The sequence below is a fragment of the Ensifer sp. ENS03 genome, assembly GCF_014852035.1.
Lineage (GTDB): Bacteria > Pseudomonadota > Alphaproteobacteria > Rhizobiales > Rhizobiaceae > Ensifer > Ensifer adhaerens.
Genome location: NZ_JACVAV010000006.1, coordinates 12,102 through 28,761 on the forward strand (window position 1 = coordinate 12,102; position 16,660 = coordinate 28,761).

The 16,660-nt window shown below is 58.1% G+C and carries 15 protein-coding genes; 4 read left to right on the forward strand and 11 right to left on the reverse strand.

The features are described from left to right. Positions 1-9 precede the first annotated feature (9 nt). From IB263_RS20510 to IB263_RS20535, 6 genes are all read right to left on the reverse strand, one after another. Positions 10-870 (reverse strand): ABC transporter substrate-binding protein, encoded by an 861-nt coding sequence (locus IB263_RS20510; protein WP_060519001.1) that lies wholly within the window; start codon positions 868-870, stop codon positions 10-12. 31 nt (positions 871-901) lie between these two features. After that, positions 902-1,666, reverse strand: coding sequence for an amino acid ABC transporter ATP-binding protein (locus tag IB263_RS20515; RefSeq protein WP_060519003.1), 765 nt, complete (start codon positions 1,664-1,666; stop codon positions 902-904). After that, positions 1,663-2,589 carry an amino acid ABC transporter permease gene (locus tag IB263_RS20520; RefSeq protein WP_034803346.1) on the reverse strand — a complete coding sequence of 309 codons (927 nt, stop codon included), beginning with the start codon at positions 2,587-2,589 and terminating at the stop codon, positions 1,663-1,665. The genes IB263_RS20515 and IB263_RS20520 overlap by 4 nt, the downstream gene beginning before the upstream one ends. A gap of 88 nt (positions 2,590-2,677) precedes the next feature. Then, positions 2,678-2,848, reverse strand: coding sequence for a hypothetical protein (locus IB263_RS20525; protein WP_162728724.1), 171 nt, complete (start codon positions 2,846-2,848; stop codon positions 2,678-2,680). A 21-nt stretch (positions 2,849-2,869) separates the two neighbouring features. Continuing rightward, positions 2,870-3,883 carry a methyltransferase gene (locus IB263_RS20530; protein WP_034803348.1) on the reverse strand — a complete coding sequence of 338 codons (1,014 nt, stop codon included), beginning with the start codon at positions 3,881-3,883 and terminating at the stop codon, positions 2,870-2,872. A gap of 1,278 nt (positions 3,884-5,161) precedes the next feature. Further along, positions 5,162-5,746: a TetR/AcrR family transcriptional regulator gene (locus tag IB263_RS20535; protein ID WP_371814160.1), complete on the reverse strand. Its 585-nt coding sequence runs from the start codon at positions 5,744-5,746 to the stop codon at positions 5,162-5,164. A 70-nt stretch (positions 5,747-5,816) separates the two neighbouring features. On the opposite strand from IB263_RS20535, the gene IB263_RS20540 reads away from it, so the two are divergent. Beyond that, the gene (locus IB263_RS20540) at positions 5,817-6,686 is read left to right on the forward strand and encodes an NAD(P)-dependent oxidoreductase (protein ID WP_192438944.1); all 870 of its coding nucleotides are present in this window, start codon (positions 5,817-5,819) and stop codon (positions 6,684-6,686) included. Positions 6,687-6,996: 310 nt separating this feature from the next. Here IB263_RS20540 and IB263_RS20545 read toward each other — a convergent pair whose 3' ends face one another. The 4 genes from IB263_RS20545 to IB263_RS20560 form a co-directional block, all read right to left on the reverse strand. Continuing rightward, on the reverse strand, positions 6,997-8,079 hold the full coding sequence (locus IB263_RS20545; protein ID WP_112985992.1) for a fatty acid desaturase: 1,083 nt from the start codon (positions 8,077-8,079) through the stop codon (positions 6,997-6,999). A 990-nt stretch (positions 8,080-9,069) separates the two neighbouring features. Then, on the reverse strand, positions 9,070-9,522 hold the full coding sequence (locus IB263_RS20550) for an HIT family protein (protein WP_060607937.1): 453 nt from the start codon (positions 9,520-9,522) through the stop codon (positions 9,070-9,072). Between the two features lie 395 nt (positions 9,523-9,917). Beyond that, on the reverse strand, positions 9,918-10,994 hold the full coding sequence (locus IB263_RS20555) for a GSU2403 family nucleotidyltransferase fold protein (RefSeq protein WP_090427588.1): 1,077 nt from the start codon (positions 10,992-10,994) through the stop codon (positions 9,918-9,920). Between the two features lie 693 nt (positions 10,995-11,687). Continuing rightward, positions 11,688-12,155 (reverse strand): low affinity iron permease family protein, encoded by a 468-nt coding sequence (locus IB263_RS20560; RefSeq protein ID WP_060519015.1) that lies wholly within the window; start codon positions 12,153-12,155, stop codon positions 11,688-11,690. A gap of 443 nt (positions 12,156-12,598) precedes the next feature. Between IB263_RS20560 and IB263_RS20565 the strand changes: the two genes are divergently transcribed. The 3 genes from IB263_RS20565 to IB263_RS20575 all read left to right on the forward strand — a co-directional run bounded on the left by IB263_RS20565 (position 12,599) and on the right by IB263_RS20575 (position 14,461). Beyond that, positions 12,599-13,093 (forward strand): ferritin-like domain-containing protein, encoded by a 495-nt coding sequence (locus IB263_RS20565; RefSeq protein ID WP_034799916.1) that lies wholly within the window; start codon positions 12,599-12,601, stop codon positions 13,091-13,093. A gap of 143 nt (positions 13,094-13,236) precedes the next feature. Further along, positions 13,237-13,719, forward strand: a complete 483-nt coding sequence (locus tag IB263_RS20570) for a pyridoxamine 5'-phosphate oxidase family protein (protein WP_060519017.1) — start codon at positions 13,237-13,239, stop codon at positions 13,717-13,719. Positions 13,720-14,053: 334 nt separating this feature from the next. Continuing rightward, positions 14,054-14,461, forward strand: coding sequence for an MgtC/SapB family protein (locus IB263_RS20575; RefSeq protein WP_210333294.1), 408 nt, complete (start codon positions 14,054-14,056; stop codon positions 14,459-14,461). Between the two features lie 389 nt (positions 14,462-14,850). Here the strand turns inward: IB263_RS20575 and IB263_RS20580 are convergent, their stop codons facing one another. Then, on the reverse strand, positions 14,851-16,593 hold the full coding sequence (locus tag IB263_RS20580; RefSeq protein ID WP_060519021.1) for an adenylate/guanylate cyclase domain-containing protein: 1,743 nt from the start codon (positions 16,591-16,593) through the stop codon (positions 14,851-14,853). Positions 16,594-16,660: the final 67 nt, after the last annotated feature.

Below are 16,660 nucleotides of genomic sequence, written 5' to 3' on the forward strand. Positions count from 1 at the left end.
GCGGTTCTGTTACTTCGTGGCTCCGTTTATCTTGAACTCCTCGACACCCGCCTGTTTCAAGCCGTAGCGGTCGAGGATCTGTGCATAAGTGCCGTCGGCTTTCATGGCGTCGAGCGCGCCCTTGATTGCATCGCGCAGTTGCGTGTTGGCCTTTGCAAGGGCAATGCCGTAGTGGTTGATCTCGCCAACCTCACCGATCTGGTAGAATTTGTCCGGCTCCTGCTTCATCAGGTCGAGCAGTCCTTCAAGGCCGATGACGGAAGCCTGGGCACGCCCCTGGCGGATCTGCATGATGTGCTCGGCCTGGGTCGGGATCTGAATGACGGTGATCAGCTTGTCGGCCGGGCAGATGGATTTGCCAAGGTTTTCCGCCCAGGTGACCCAGCTGGTTCCGGTCGCGACCGCAACCGTCTTGCCGCAGAGGTCGGCCTCGGCCTTGATCTCACCCTGGTGGTCGGCGGTCGAATAGAAGACGTTGCCGGTCTTGAAGTAGTCGATGAAGTCCAGTTGCGTCTGGCGTTCCACCTTGTCGGAGAAGGCGGTCATAATCAGGTCGGAGCGGCCGGTGACCACCTGCGGGATCAATTGCGGGAACTCGACGTTTTGGAATTCCGCCGTCAGGCCGAGGCGCTCGGCGATCGCCTTGGCAAGATCGATGTCGAAGCCTTTCAGTTCGGTCGAGCCGGCGTCGCTGTATTCCATCGGCGGATAGGCAAGGCTGATCGTGACGTTCAGCTTGCCGGTGTCGCGCACGGCATCCGGCAGGGCGGCGGCCAGCTTCTCGTCGGCGGCATGGGCAGCAGCCCCTGCGGCAAGGCTGATGAAGGTGGCGGAGGCAAGCGCCAGAGCCATCGGCAGCAATCGTTTCATTTCCTGTTCTCCCTTTTTTGAACTCTTGTCGTCAGGCAAGCACGCGGCTCAGAAAACTGCGCACACGCGCATCACCGGGGTTGCTAAGGACCTGTTGAGGTGCGCCGTTCTCGCGGATTTCGCCGTCGATCATCACCACGACGCGGTCGGCGACTTCTCTTGCGAAGCCGATTTCGTGGGTGACGACGATCATCGTCGTGCCGCCGCGCGCCAGATTGCGCATCACCTCCAGCACCTCACCGACGAGCTCCGGATCGAGCGCGCTGGTCGGCTCGTCGAAGAGCATGACGCGCGGTTCCATGGCGAGCGCCCGCGCGATTGCCACGCGCTGTTTTTGGCCACCGGAAAGCTGCGACGGGTAGCTCGATGCCTTGGCCGCCATGCCGACCTGCTCGAGCAGGGCCATGGCGCGGGCTTCGGCCTCGGCGCGGCTGAGACCGCGCACCACCATCGGTCCCTCGGTGACGTTGCCGAGCACGGTGCGGTGCGCAAACAGATTGAAGTGCTGGAACACCATGCCGAGCTGGCTCTGCTGGGCGCGCAGTCGCTTGACCGGCAATTCCTGCAGCGCGCCGCGGTTGAGCTCGTAGCCCATGATCGCGCCGTCCACCCACACGTAGCCGCCATTCGGTGTTTCGAGGTGATTGATGCAGCGCAGGAACGTGCTCTTGCCGCTGCCCGAGGGTCCGAGGATGCAGAGAACCTCGCCATAGGCGACGTCCAGGTCGAGACCCTTCAGCACCTCGTGATTGCCAAAACTCTTGCGGATACCGACCGCTTTAACTGCAAGTGTCATGCTTCACCCGTGACGGCCGGACGACGCGCCCAGGCTTTGAACCAGCGGCGTTCGGTGGTTGTCGTTGCGGCATCGCGGCCGAAGTGGCGTTCGAGATAATACTGGCCGATGGACAGAACCGTGGTTCCGGCCAGATACCAGACGGCGCAGACAAACAGCAGTTCGATGACGGCGCCGTTGATGAAGTAGATGCGCTGGGCCGCGTTCAGCATCTCGCCCATGGCGATGGTGGCGGCGAGCGAAGAGAACTTCAGCATGCCGATCGCGCTGTTGCCGAGCACGGGCAGGATCAGCCGAAGGGTCTGCGGCAGGATGATGCGCCGCATCGTCTGCCCGGGCGTCATGCCGAGAGTGTGGGCCGCCTCCTTCTGACCCTTGTCGACCGAACCGATACCGCCGCGCACGACTTCCGTGAGGTACGACCCTTCATTGACGCCGAGACCGAGAACCGCGGCGACGAAGGGTGTCACCACATCGACCATGCGGGCGTCAATAAGACCTGGGATGTAGAGCTTCGGAAAGATCAGCGCGATGTTGAACCAGATGAGAAGCTGGAGCAGCACCGGTGTACCGCGGAAGATCCAGACATAGAGCCAGGCGGCAAAACGCAGGATCGGGTTTTCCGAGAGCCGCATGATGCCGAAGGCAAAGCCGAGCAGCACGCCGAGCACCAGCGCGCAGGCCGAAATGAGCAGCGTCCAGCCGAAACCGGTGATGATGACACCGGCCGTCAGAAACTCGCCGACCACCGTCCACTGGATCTGCCCGACGGCGAAGGCGCGTCCGATCACCGCCAGAAGCAGGATGACGAGACCGCCGCTGATCCAGCGTCCGGGGTGTTTCAGCCGGCGAATGACGACATCGGGAGCGGGAAGATCCGACAACGACAGTGCGGGACTTGGTTTTGACTGAGACTGGTGCATGGCATCCAATTGTAGGGTTAGGCCTACAACTTGATACTGGCGCGGCCTGAGGGAGTCAAGCGGCCCCCTCGGGTGAGGGTTTGCATGTTTAGCTGCTTGGGGAATTGCGCAGGCGGTTCGGTTTTCCCGACGGCACTTCAAGAAACGTCGGCTGCTGGTAGCGGCGCTTTTGCGGCGACTGTTCAAAAGTCAGATTGAGCAACGGCGTTGTCAGCTGCCGGCAATCGAAATTGCTCCAGTGGTCGGTCTTGCGGAACAACGGTCGGGGTTTGGTTTCCGATCAACCGGGCTTGAAGCCGATCACCATCGAGTCCGGCCCCAGCAACGGCTCGACGCGCGTGGACACAAAACCGGCGTCGCGCATCCAGGCTTGGCAGTCGGCGCCGGTATAATCGAAACCGCCGCGGGTCTCGATCAGCATGTTCAGGCTCATCAACAGGCCGAAGGCGTTCAAGCGGCGCTCGTCGTCAATGACGGCGTCGTAGACGATCACGGCTCCGCCTTTCGGCAGCGCAGCGAACGCTTTTTCCAAGAGCTTCCTTTTTTCGGCAAGATCCCAGTCGTGCAGGATGTGCCCCATCACGATCACGTCCGCATTGGGCATTGGGCCGTCGAAGAAGTTGCCGCTTTGGAAGGTGATGCGGTCGGTAAGGCCCTGCCGGGCGACGAAGTCGTCGAATATCGGCTGCACGGCGGGCAGATCGAAGCCGATGGCCTTGAGATGCGGATGCGCTCGCGCGATCACCACCGGCACCATCCCCTGCGCCGCGCCCACATCGGCGAAGGTCGTGTATTTCGACCAGTCGAACCTGGCGGCGATCGCCTGCGCCGCGCCGGCGCTGATCCCGCTCATCGCCTCGAGGAACCCGCGCAGCCGTGCCGGTTCCGCATAGATCGCGGCGAAGAAATCTTCGCTGTGCTTGGCTTCGTTCTGTGGTTCTCCGGTGTGCAGGGCTTCGGTCAGCGAACCCCAGAAACCGTAGAGCCGGGCATTGGCCATTTCGAGGATGCCGCCGATATAGGATGGCTTCGCCTTATCGAGGAAGAGGTCCGTGTCAGGGGCATTACGATAGCGGCCGTCCTCGCGTTCGAGCAGCTTCAGCGCGACCAGGGTGTCGAGAAAGTCGCGGGCCGAGCGGGGATGCAGTTTCAGCCTGGCCTGCAGATCCGGCAGTTCGGCCGGGCCAGTCGCAAGCTCGGTGAAGACGCCGAGTTCAACCGCACTGAGCAGGGCCTTGGACGCCCAGAACCCCATGCCGACCTGCATGATGTTGTTCGGTGTCGTTGTGCCCATCGCTCGTCTCCTCGTGGATCGTGTCGTCGAACGGCATCTGGGATTGGTGCGGAACCCGAAACTGTTCGGCAGCGCTGGCCGTGGACGTCCCGTCTCATCGACGCAATAAAATATTGCGTTCTGCGATGGGGTGCAATTAATCAAGAATCACTAGCAAGGACCGCAATCAAAGATCCCGTTGCGTGACTTCAGGTGGAATTGTTCGCGTCGTGTGATGAGCCTGGGTCTTGCTGGTACGAAGTCAACTTCAGCAGCTACCTTGATCGTCGCACGAGCTATGAGGTTGCGAGACTCGCGCTTTATTTGCCGAAACCTCGGATCGATGTTTCGGTTACGGTCACGGCAGCGAGGACCGCCTCGATATCGCGCCCGCGAATGACGGACGCGGGCGACCTCGAGCGGTTGAACTCCGGGGTGGCGTATTCGCATTAGCTGCTGTCAGGTGGGGCAAAGAAACAGTTCACGTCGTCTTCCGTCGGATGAAGGCAAATATGATACTGCCCATCGCCCGAGGGGATCTCATCGCCATAGGGGATAAAGAACACGTGCGGTCGTCTTGCCATGTGGTGGTCGCCAGCATGCAAGAAAACGGAAAAACCACGAGCCCCTCGCAAAATGTCGGGCGCGGGGATGGCAGCACAATCGCCACCTGCCTCATGGGCCTTGCAGCACGCCAGAGGATAGGTCCAGCCGGTCTTTGCCTGGTGAGCGTCCGTTCGGACGACTCCGACTGAGATTGTCGCAAGAATAATCAGATAAATGGATGATGGCGCGGCTCTCATTGTGCACCTCCTTGGAGGCAGCCCTTCGAAAACGCCGAGAGGTTGCTTGCTGATTGGCAAGTACGAATTGTCTGTTGTCAGCATACTCCCGGGTGCTTGGCGTGAAACCTGAAATATGCTCCTCGGACCAACGGCCAAGGAAACACCAAGGGACAAGGTGGGTACTGTCGCGAGGGCGGTTTCCTTGGAAATGCACAACGGGCCATGCGCTCCATCGTAAAAGTGCACAGCCGACCTGTCGCGCGGGGCTTCGCTTAGTCGTTATTGACGCTGGCCTTTCCGCGTCGATTGTTGTGCCGCAGCACCCGCTCGCTGATAGACGAAGCAGCGTTTCTGTAGAGGGCAATCGCGGGTGGTTCGGTGGATGATACGAGCCGTCGTGCATCAATCGGCCGTATGACCGTAGCGGCTGCGAAAGACTGCTGACGCCTGACGATGCATCCTGCGTCGGCCAGCCGGTTTAGGATATTGAGGCTTCAAGCCTCATGGGTAAAATTCACCCAACCTTGCTCGGCTCACTTGCGACCCCTTTGATGATGAGCGCCGCCAGAACGGCCGTGGCGACCCGCTCAGATATCGCGCCGGTTTGCGTTTCGGAAGCAAGCGCCTCCGCTGCACCTAACAGACCGACGCACACAGGATGGATATGGCCAACTTCCAGCTCTGAGAATGGCCGAAGGGCATTACACATCAAATCTATGTATGCGCGAATCATGAGCCGTTGCTGCGCGGCCATCTCTTCTGTCCCTTTGAGCGCCGCGGATATTGCGAGACCTTCTGGGCCAAAATCGGCAAGGCAATTGAAGTATGCTTTGCTGATAATGTCAGCTACGGCGGTGAGCTCCTTTGGCGCTTCGCAAAGCGCGGAGCGGAGTCGGTGGACATAGTTTTCCTCCAGCCGCTTGAACAGTGCCAGCAAAAGTCCGGACCGGGTAGAAAAGTGTCCGTAAGCGATCGGACGACTGACCCCTGCTTTTGCAGCCAAGGTCCGGAGCGTCAGTTCATCCGCGCCCTGACCCCGGACAATTTGCATCGCGACATCAAGCATTTGTTCGCGACGCATATCTTTCTTGAGCTTCACGGTTTCCCCTTGCACCTAAAGTTACAATATGTAAGTTACATAGTGTAACTAACCGGTCAAGGGTGAAGTGATGAGTGAAGTAGCTGTCATCGGGCTGGGGCGCATGGGCAGCGCGCTCGCCAAAGCGCTTATAACTTCGGGAAGGAGCGTTACAGTCTGGAACCGAACTCCAGGCAAGGCAGAGGCCTTGGAGCACCTCGGCGCGTCGAGGGCGGAAACGCCGTCCGCTGCTATTGCCGCCAGCAGCACACTCATCGTCTGCCTGTCAGACTACGCGGCAACCTCGATGGTCCTCGATGACGCATCCGCGACAGACTTGCTCCAAAGAAAGACCGTCGTGCAACTCACGTCGGGCACGCCGAAGCAAGCGCGTCAGCTTGAAGAATGGGTGGCGAACCGCGGAGGAAGCTATCTTGACGGCGCGATTTCTGCCTGGCCAAGTCAGATCGGTGGACCTGAGGCCTCGATCGTTATCGCCGGACGAGAAAGTGTCTTCACCTCGCTCGAAGCGAGCTTAAGGCTGCTCGCTCCAAATCTTACTCACGTCGGAAACGATATAAGCCGCGCAAAGGTTCTCTTTAATGCGGCTCTTGCCTATTTTGCCGGGCACTGGATTGGCTTCAGCCACGGGGCGGCGATGTGTGCTGCGGAAGGAATGGATGTCGCGGAATTTGGCGAAACAATAGCTAGCCTGTCACCGATGTTTGCGGACGACCTGCGCCACATGGGTCGAGCCATCGAAGGAAACCGATTTGCTGATCCCCAAAGCACCATCAGGTCGGTCGGCGTGGATATCACGAGGCTCGTCGAGATAGCGGATGATTTGAACATCAACACCGCGTTTCCCGCCTTTGCCTCTGATCTCTTTCGCAACGCTACAGACGCGGGGTACGGCGCCGAGGAGCATTGTGCGATTGTTAAAGTGATCCGCGCTCGGTGAAAACGCTTCTCCAAACTGCAGGCGTGCTGCCGCAATACGCTGTGCAGCTAGACGGAGCTGTCCAAATTAACATTTCGAGCGGTCTTGCTTTGTCGATCAGCAAAAAAACCGTGAGGTCGACCCGTTGCAAGCAGGCGATGGAGCCTGGGCGCGACGATGGTGCGATGAAAGCGACCGGAGCGGCTAGTTGGATAACGTTCCTGGACGCTGGCGGGCGCTACGCTGAACCTCTTGGCGAGCGGCTCTTTTGACGGGTCAAGCCGGGGGAGAACGGGGGCTGGCCGCGTGCCGCGGCCGGCGCCTGGTGCGCTCAAGCAGGTGTCGGCAAAGCCGATCGTGCCACAGTTTCGCGCGCGTCTGCTTCTCGAAATGATATCAGTCGGTGGGAGGCCTCGTCCCAAAGGACGAGCTTCACCAAGCCCAGGCTTTGCCTGATGGTGATGCGGCCCATATCTCCCAGTTCAGGATGATCACGTATGACCTCAGGAAGCCTGTAGAAGGGAACGCGGCTCGACAGGTGATGGAGATGGTGCATGCCGATATTGCCGGTGATCCAGCGCAAGGGCTGCGGCAGATCGTAGTGCGAGGCGCCATGCATGGCCGCGTATTGGAACGTCCACTCGGGTGGCCTTGACCAGTGCGTGTCTTCGAACTGGTGCTGGACATAAAACAACCAGACACCTGCAGCCCCAGCAAGAAGGACGATCGGCAGATGGATCAGGAGGAACGGTGCGACACCCACTGCCCAGATAAGAATGCCCGAGAGTGCGGCAATCGCCACATTCGTTGCCATGGTGGAAACCCACGGAAGAGCGCCAGAGCGCATCATTCCGAACGGCAACCTTTGCTTGAACAGAAAGAGCCAGGCGGGACCGATGCCGAACATCACGAGCGGATGCCGGTAGAGGCGGTAACGAAGCCGTCCTCCTGGCGTGAGGGCGTCGTATTCGGCAACGGTAAGCGTGGTGATGTCACCGACACCTCGCTCGTCGAGGTTGCCTGCCGAAGCATGGTGTACGGCATGGGCGCGGCGCCAGTAGTCATAAGGCGTTAGTGTCAAAACGCTGATCATTCGGCCCGTCCAGTCATCCAGGCTGCGCCGCCCGAAAAACGAACCATGTCCGCAGTCATGTTGCAGCATGAACAAGCGCAGGAGAAATCCCGCCGCAACAGGGACGATAAGGACCACGCCGAGCCAGTACCCGAAGTGCAAACAGGCCCAAGCTCCTGCCCACAGCAGAACAAATGGCACAAGGGTCGCCGTCAGCTCGAAGGTGCTGCGGCCGATATGCGGCTGTCGATAGGTGGACAGGATCTTTAGCCAGGCTTTTTCACGGTCGACGGTTGCTGCCGCGCCGTGGCCGGAAAGCGGGCTGACTCTGGTATTCTTCAAGGCGTCTTCCTAGTTGATTGTGTGACATAGTCGCCTTGAGACATTGCTATGGACGCAACAGGCAAACTGGGATTTTGGGCCGAGATCTCGCTCGCCTTCGAAATCATGTTTCGGCCTTCGACGTGATCGCTCATAGCAGCGCGTTCGCCGGCGGAATAGCGGCAGACCGGCCGACGCCACCGTTGCATGTTGGATGACGCCAAGGCCTTATCTGGAGCATTTGACTGTGCCGGCAATCATGACGAGCCCTTCCGTAGGATACTGGGAGCCTCCGCGCGAAACTTGAGGCCTGATAGCGATTTTGAAAGGAAGGTTCGTTCAGAGCGCGAAGCCAATTGCGCTATAACCAAAGCTAGCGAGCAAATTCGATGGGGCGTTTTATCGATATCTTCACCTAGGCGTCAATCGGTTGTTCGCGTTGTCTGCAGCGCGATGCGAGGTCTCCGCACTCGACGACGATTTCGGGTCTGCCTTTCGCAAAATCCGCGGAACGGCGGACCCTGACCTGAAACTCGGCTTTTAAGTTGTCGGATTTTGGTTTCGACGCCGCTATTCGTTGGGGAAGGGGCTTAAGCAGGGGCTAGCATCAAGAGAACCAGAACCGCCGCTATTATCACGCTGAACCCCAATATGATCTTGATGATTAAACTTGCATGTTCCAAAGAATGCTCCTATTAGTAGAGAAAACGAAGAATACAACCTTCAAAGATATAATCATCTGCACCTGGGGTTGTCTATATCTGAATTAGAAACATCCTTGGATTGCGGACGATCTAGGAAACGTGCGGGATTTTGGTTGGGAGCGATGACGTGGCGGAAGGGCTTCGCGTGCGACCGAAGCGGTCGTTTCAGGCCTTAAATACCGGTCACAGTGTCCATCGGGATTGGTTGAGTGAGGTCGGCGTCTGTTTCTGATCCCAAGGGACTAACTTGACGACCGCCCAAGGACGGCGCACGTCGGTTGGGGCTAACTGCGCGTCGTTCGCTTTGTCAGTCACCTTCCACCTCTCGGGCCAAGCTTTCCCTCAGCTTTGCGGCCGCTTCTGCTACTGCGGCCAAGTGGTGTTCAGAACTCATTTGCTCACGCGCGTGGCGCAAGGCGGGTCGCACCGCCTCGATCGATTTTCCAAAACGTGCCATCCATGGGTAGCGCGGCACCATCCAAAGATGGAAGTGGTGTGTCGTGTCTTCATTGTAGATGTAATACACGTGCTCGATACCCAGTTGGCGCTCCTGCTCACGTCTAATGCGTTGGACCAGTGGCAGAAATTCCGATGTTTCGGCTTGGCTCATTTCCGTCAAAAAGCAAAAATGCCTCTTTGCGGTGACGACGATTTGCCCGGGGATTGGATAGGCGACGTCCTGGTGAGCATGGAAAAAGCGTGTTTCTTGGACCGCGCCTCCAGGGACTGTTCGTCTTCCCGACGTAATCTCGCAACTCAAGCAACTCTCGCCCATCCCGATAACTCACATCCGATCGCTAATGTCTTTGCTCGTAACCGCACAGCTCGCTTGCTTGAAAAGGGATAAACTCTGACGGCAAGGGATGATGAGGCGGTCTGAACCATCGCCGGCAATCGACCGTGCTTTTGTCTGTCGTACGAAACCGCGCCCGCATGCGTCGGCGGCCTTGAGAGGTTCTCGAGGCCCTACTCCCGCTTCCCAAAGCTCTTTCCTCTCGATCTCGCAGCAGACCGAGGCACAGCCGGCGATCCGGCAGATGCTTGTCCTCGCCGTTCACGACTTGCTGGCTGACCTTCAGGACGACTTCCGACGGCTTGCCGCAACGCTGGCGAGGGCCGGGGTCGTAAGGGCTAAGGTTCGCGTTCATCTGTCGATCACCTTTTCAGCAGGCTTTCCACCACCTCGGGACCGAGAACCTTTTCGAGGGCTTTCACTCCGTTCTTGGGCAGTCTCGATAGGCCGCTGACAATGCCCTCTTTCCACGCATCTCCACGTTCCCATGCTTCCTCCCACGCATCGGCCAGTTCGTCCCCGTGGCGCGTCTCCACAAGCGCTTCGAAGAGCAAGGCGGCCTGCGACAGGTCTTTGTCCGCCTTCACGCGTCCTAGCGTGTCCGTCAGCCTACGCGAAGACACGATCAGCTTGTGGACGGCATACCTCTCGGGAGCGGGGACAAGGACGTTCACGCCCTCGCGGAAGAGAAGCACCGTCCGGACGGGCTCGTAGATGAGATAGTCCAAGAACCGGAGGTTTTCCGCCGACGCGCCGCCGAGGGCGGGCATGGGCGACGGCTTGCCAGTATATTCGTCCGATCCTCGGTTTCCAGTCGGGAACTCCACCCGATAACCCTTGGCGTTCTGGAAGGCCACCACCTTGGCTTTGTCAGCCTGGTGCGGAACCGCTCGGAAGTCGGGATCGACCGACTTGAGGATTTCGAGGATAGGCGGCAGGCTGTCTTGGACCCCAGCCGAGATTGCGAAGTCCTGCGCGAAGTCCGCGTCGCCTGTCTGCATAACCGCCGAGGGAAGGCGGACGCCTAGCATCCCCGCATAGGTGCTGAATGCGACTGACCCGATAAGCACGGCCCGCAACCGAAACAATCCGGCGTCGGCTAGGGCTTTCGTGACGTCGCCCGCAAACTGATCGGGGCCGGGGAGGCCAGCGCGGCGCAGCGTGCTCACCATGCGCCTCCGCTCCCGGATTTTGTCCTTGATTTCCTTGTGGGCCTTCACCCGCTCCGTGATCGCTTCGTCGCTCGCGGGACCGACGTAGCTTCGCTTGTCTTTGCCCTCGGGGGTAGGGAGATCAAAATACCAGTAATTGCGATCTTTGACGGTCACGCTCACGAACCATCCCTCCAAGGGGAAGTCCGCCACGAATTGAGCATCGAGCGTCCGTTGCGCCAGCTCCGCGAACATCGTCCGATAGCTGATGTCGATCTCTTTCATCATTGGTGTTTCCTTATCGAGTGCGCCGGCCCTCTCGGCGACAAGTTCGGCCATCACTTGGTCGAAGCTCCGTTTCCTTCTGCTGATCAAGTCATCTTGGCTCATCTCACCGCTGTTATAAGTCGCTGCCAAGACCTTATAACGATGCGCGGCCTTGTCAATTTTATAAGTCTTTGCCAAAACCTTATAACGGGTTGGCTGCTACGAAAAAACCCCGGAAGACCGGGGTTAGAGTGATGCACGTTGTGTTCTGTTTCGAGCACTGACGATGCTGACTGTGGTGCCGACTTTCGCTTTGCACTGCGCAAAGCTGGATGCAGCGCTCATCAGGATGGCGGCCGTGGTGATCGCTAACGTTTTCATCTGATTGCTCAATTCAGGTAGTAGATTTTCGTTCGTTCCGGTTCGGTGGCCTTGAGGCCGTCTAGCTCGCAGCTGAAGACGGCTGCATATTGCGGGACTGAGAAGCCGTCCTCTGCCCCTTTGACAACGAACGAGATAGTCGTGATCGGTATTCCTTAGAGTTCCTTTCAGACGATGATGGCGGCTTCGGGATAATGATCAACAAGCCGAATTTACTGCCCTCCGCACGATAGCTATCGCGTTCGCAATGGTCGCTTGGATGAACATCTACGACCGCCATGGATCATGGAGAACAACTCGCGCCTGTCGGCGTCCGACACTGGGCCACATTTATCAACGACCCGAGGTGCTTGCTTGAGACGGATTCTCGATATCCTCTCGATTGAAGGCCGGCTTCGACCGATTTTCTCTTGCGTTTCGTTCGGCATGGGCGCTCTGAAGCATTGCATGCGAGCGCTGGGCAGCCTTCTCGCATCGAGCATGCAGCTCCTGTAGCTCCTTGTCCGTCAGTTTCTCGATACCGACGAATTCGTTTTCGGCATCCGTAAACAATATGATTTCGTCGAGTTTGGCCTGCAGCGCCGCCCCATCTCGATTTTGGGTATTTTGAATGAGAAACACCATGAGGAACGTGACGATCGTTGTTCCCGTGTTTATCACTAGTTGCCACGTCTCGGAGAAGCCAAAGAAGGGGCCCGACAGTGCCCAAGCAAGAACCGTGATCACACAGACGATGAAGGCAAGCGGGCTGCCTGTTGCGTGTGCGGTTGCGGTGGCGAACCTTGCAAAGAAACGATCCATGGTCAGGCCTGCGTGCGATGTCGTTGGCCTACAGCGGGTTTACGACAAAACGGGGCACAGCCATGCTTGTTCCCGATGCTGCGAAGATTTGAGATGTTCTTAATTGCTTCCAGTGTTCTGGTCTTTGCGGGTGCGAACAACTGAACTCTTCACGCCGAGTTCGTAGTGTTCTCCAAGGCATGAATTTATCCTACCGACCAGGTGAGCGAATTGCGCTACCCCATCGTCTCATGAACGATCCCGGCGGTTTGCGCTCTGAAAGGGTCGTGCGTGAGCCCTCATCATCAGTGCTTCTTTTCAAGTTTGTAGGTGTTGAGGCGTCTGATCGCCCGCCGCGATTAAATGTGCCGATCGTACGGATGGTATGGTTTGGCGACGAGAAGTGGAACGATTCCTCCGTAAAATGCTTTCTCTCCTGCATTCACCTGCCAAGGAGAGAACCATTGAAATCGCTGGCTGAAATTTTCGAGCATACACTGCAGGATATCTATTTCGCTGAGAACGCCATCACCAAGGCACTTCCAAAGGTTGCTAAGGCAGCCAACAGCGCTGAACTGAAAAAAGCGGCCGAAGAACACCTCTCGGAAACCAAAGACCAAATCAAGAAATTGGAGCAGGTTTTCAAGTCGATCGGCAAGACGGCGTCTGGTGAAAAATGCGATGCCATCGAAGGGCTGATCAAGGAGGCCGACGGTTTGATGAAAGAGGCCGAAGGAACAGCTCTCGATGCCGGACTACTGGCCGCTTGCCAAGCTGTCGAGCACTACGAGATCGCGCGCTATGGCTCTCTTCGTGAGTGGGCCAAGGATCTTGGTCATGATGAGGCGCACAAACTTCTGAGCGAGATTCTCGACCAGGAGAAGGCTACGAACAACAAGCTCACCAACCTCGCCGTGACGTCGATCAACAAAACATCGAAGCGATCCAAGGCGGCCTAATCGCCAAGGGGCGGCCGCGCCCTTTAAAATGGCGCGGCTGGCCGCGGCGCAACCTCTGCAGTTGTCGCTCCGGCAAGGTGAGCCGGTTTCGTGGATTGTCATTCCAGAGCCGTCGTTTTCTTTGGCTCAAAGGAGAAAAGCGTATGACTTACATCGAGGACGACAACGGCGAGGTCTGGGACCTTGCCGAAAAGATCGGGTTCTGCATGCTCACCACTCAATCCGGCGCGGACCTTAAGGCCAGGCCAATGTCGGCCTACATCGAGCGGGTTGAGAACGCCCTGTATTTCTTGACCGACGTCAAGAGCCACAAAGATGACGAGGTCGCGCGCCATCCAAATGTCTGCCTGGCTTTCGCCGACACGAAGAAGCAAAAGTATGTGTCGATTTCGGGCGTAGCCGAGGTACAGAATGACCGCGAGAAGATCCGGGATCTCTGGTCAACTCCTGCCAAGGCATGGTGGGACAGCCCCGACGATCCCTCCATTCGCATTCTCAAAGTTACGCCAAGCTCGGCAGAATACTGGGACAGTCCCGGCACTGTGATCAGCTACATCAAGATGGTAGCGGCAGCCGTCACCAGCGCCAAACCGGACATGGGCGAAAACGCCAAAGTGCGGATGTAGGTATTGGCGGGCCGACGTGGCCTGTCATCTTTGTCGCCTGAGATTACCTCATGAAATCGGTGATGCGGCGGCTTGGCGCGATCGCTCATCTTTTCAACGGGCAGGAAAACGTCTTTCCGCTGATCGCCTCATAATTCCAGACGCGCTGCTGGCGTTATCCGCCGCCACGGCAATTGAACCTCAGGTCGAGACCTGGCGAAAACAGCCGTTGCGCAGGCCATTCTCGTCGGCGCTTCAATTGATCGGCTGCGACATTTAAGGGGAAGTACGTGTGACGGATTGGCTTTTATCTGTTGGTGTGAAACTCGACATTTTTCCGCATCTGGCAGCTTTGATGGTGGCCTACATCCTTGCTCTGCCGATCGGCTGGGATCGCGAACAAAACGAACGAAGCGCTGGTCTTCGCACATTTCCGTTGGTCGCCATCGCCGCATGTGGGTTTATACAGGCTGCAGAGACGGTCATACTTGGCAACGCCGAGGCCACCGCGCGCGTGGTTGAAGGTCTGATCAACGGTGTCGGTTTCATCGGTGGCGGCGCAATCCTTGTCGGCAAGCTCGGCACTCGCGGGACCGCCACGGCGGCGAGCATCTGGGCGACCGGCGCAATCGGCGTCGCCGTGGGGCTCGGATCCTACGATACCGCCATCGTTCTATCGATCGTCACGTTCGCAACGTTGAAAGTTATGACAAATTTCAAGTCACCGAGAAACGAAGCCCTGGCACCGCGGGAAAAGGATTGAGTTAGCGCCATTGTCATATGGCACGAGAGATCCAGCCCTAATCATCGCATGTCCGGATTCCCAGCTTACCACCGGCGCGAGGCTGAATTTCCTGCGGCTACGAGCAAGCGTTTAGGACGGTCGATCCAACCGTCCCGCGTCCCAACCTCTCGTGCAAGCAATGCTGGACCACCTCAGCGCGGCCGGAGCAAGCCAAGCTATTGGCACCGGCCAAGATAGTCTGACTAACGTTACCTGCTGCGGACGCGCTCTCATGGCTCGAGAGCGTTGTGCCTAGGCGGCGCACGTTCGATCAGGCGACCGCAAATCTCGCGCGCACCGGTCTTCCTCCTGGTAATGCTCGACGTTCGGTGTTTGCCGCTCGATCCGCCGCGAAACCTCGGCTTTCTTCACTCTGGCAATCCGGCCATGCGATAGCCTTCGATAAAGCGCTGGACTGTTTGTGGATCGCGAGCAGGTTGGGCCGCGGCCCAGTGGGAGATGGTGAATTTCGGAGCCATTGCCATGAAAAGTGCTGCTTCCCGCATTGCCTCGTCTGTGCGACCGAGTTGGGCAAGGCTGGCCGCCAGTATGCGGCGTGAGGGGCTGCGGTAAATCGCCTCCATGCGCAAGATCTTGACGGCTTCTTCATATTGGCAAGCAGCGTAATGGGCGAATCCAAGTTGCCAATAGTACCAGCCTGGCGGGTGCGGGTTGAGCCGAAGCGCCCTTTGGGCCAGTTCGACCGCTTCCGATCCGCGCCCAGCGAAGGCCACAAGTTCTGAACGGATGGCTAGGGCATCTGCATTGTTTGGTTCCAGCGTAAAGGTGGTTGCGAAGGCTTGATCAGATTCGGACCAGCGTTTTTCGTAAGCCCATAGATATCCGACGAACCAGTGACTGGCAGCATCGCCTTCGTCCAACGCAACTGCTTTGTGAGCTAGCTCAAAGGCCCTTGAGCGGTTCTCTTGGGTGGGTTCGATGCCTTGCGCCCATAATTGCCAATAAACAAAAGCCAGACAACGAAATGCCTCTCCATACTCGGCATCGATGGAGACTGCGTGGTTCAAGAGTATCTTGGCCTCGCGCAGCGCTTCTGGGGAACTGTTGAACGCTGAGATCAGAATTCGCCCCCTGACACAAAGATCATATGCTTCCAAGCTCTTCGGACGTTTGCGTGACGGTGGTCGCGCCAAGCGTCCAACGAGGGCCTCGACAATCTTGTCTGTGACTTCGTCCTGGAGACCGAAAATGTCTTCGAGATTTCGGTCGAAACGTTCGGCCCAGATGTGATCGCCGCAAGCGGCATCGATGAGTTGGACGTTGATGCGCACGCGACCGCCGGCGCGACGAGCGCTGCCTTCCAAGATGTAGCGAACACCCAGTTCGCGTGCGACTGCTCGAACGTCAGGTGATTTTCCCTTGTAAGCAAACGTCGAATGCCGGGCAATGACGAACAAGCCGGGATTTCTGGAAAGGTCGGTGATCAGGTCTTCTGTCAAACCATCCGTGAATACGTCCTGTTCGGGCTGACCGCTGAAGTTGGTGAACGGTAGCACGGCGAGGGACGGCCGCGCAGGCAGAGACAACTCTGTATCTTGTCCGTAGACCTTCAAGGCTGCGGGGTCGTAGAGCACACGATATACATGAACTTCCTCGGCGATATTTTTCAGGGATTTCGGGCCGAGATCATCGAAGCTGAGCGCGAGCTTCCGCTTGACTTGGTCGTGGATCGCCGCGGACAGGTAGATGGCGCCTGGGTCGGCAAGGCTTTGTAGCCGGGCGGCGATGTTGACGCCATCGCCATAAAGGTCGCTGCCATCTATCAGGACATCGCCGAGATTGATTCCGATGCGCAAGACGACATGGCGCGTCTCGGGCAAGGCAGCATTGGCGGCCTGCATCTTCCGCTGCAACTCAATCGCTCCGGCCAAGGCATTGACCGCGCTTGGAAACTCAATGAGAACACCGTCACCCATCAATTTGACGATGCGGCCGCCATGCGCACCTACGATAGGCTGGAGGATTGTCGTCCGACGCTCCTTCAGCGCTGCGAGCGTGGCGATTTCATCCTCCTCCATCAATCGGGAGTAGCCAACAACGTCCGCGACGACGATAGCGGCGAGGCGGCGATGAATGTGTTTTTCGGCCATTGAGCAGAAGGTTCCTCACTAGTTGCAAAGTGCAACGCGGTTATCTTTGCGGCCTGAGATTTTCGGC

What these genes read in the sequence shown, in the direction of transcription:
- IB263_RS20510 (WP_060519001.1), bottom strand. Translation starts at nt 870, where the DNA reads ATGAAACGATTGCTGCCGATGGCTCTGGCGCTTGCCTCCGCCACCTTC.
- IB263_RS20515 (WP_060519003.1), bottom strand. Translation starts at nt 1,666, where the DNA reads ATGACACTTGCAGTTAAAGCGGTCGGTATCCGCAAGAGTTTTGGCAAT.
- IB263_RS20520 (WP_034803346.1), bottom strand. Translation starts at nt 2,589, where the DNA reads ATGCACCAGTCTCAGTCAAAACCAAGTCCCGCACTGTCGTTGTCGGAT.
- IB263_RS20530 (WP_034803348.1), bottom strand. Translation starts at nt 3,883, where the DNA reads ATGGGCACAACGACACCGAACAACATCATGCAGGTCGGCATGGGGTTC.
- IB263_RS20540 (WP_192438944.1), top strand. Translation starts at nt 5,817, where the DNA reads ATGAGTGAAGTAGCTGTCATCGGGCTGGGGCGCATGGGCAGCGCGCTC.
- IB263_RS20555 (WP_090427588.1), bottom strand. Translation starts at nt 10,994, where the DNA reads ATGATGAAAGAGATCGACATCAGCTATCGGACGATGTTCGCGGAGCTG.
- IB263_RS20560 (WP_060519015.1), bottom strand. Translation starts at nt 12,155, where the DNA reads ATGGATCGTTTCTTTGCAAGGTTCGCCACCGCAACCGCACACGCAACA.
- IB263_RS20570 (WP_060519017.1), top strand. Translation starts at nt 13,237, where the DNA reads ATGACTTACATCGAGGACGACAACGGCGAGGTCTGGGACCTTGCCGAA.
- IB263_RS20575 (WP_210333294.1), top strand. Translation starts at nt 14,054, where the DNA reads ATGGTGGCCTACATCCTTGCTCTGCCGATCGGCTGGGATCGCGAACAA.
- IB263_RS20580 (WP_060519021.1), bottom strand. Translation starts at nt 16,593, where the DNA reads ATGGCCGAAAAACACATTCATCGCCGCCTCGCCGCTATCGTCGTCGCG.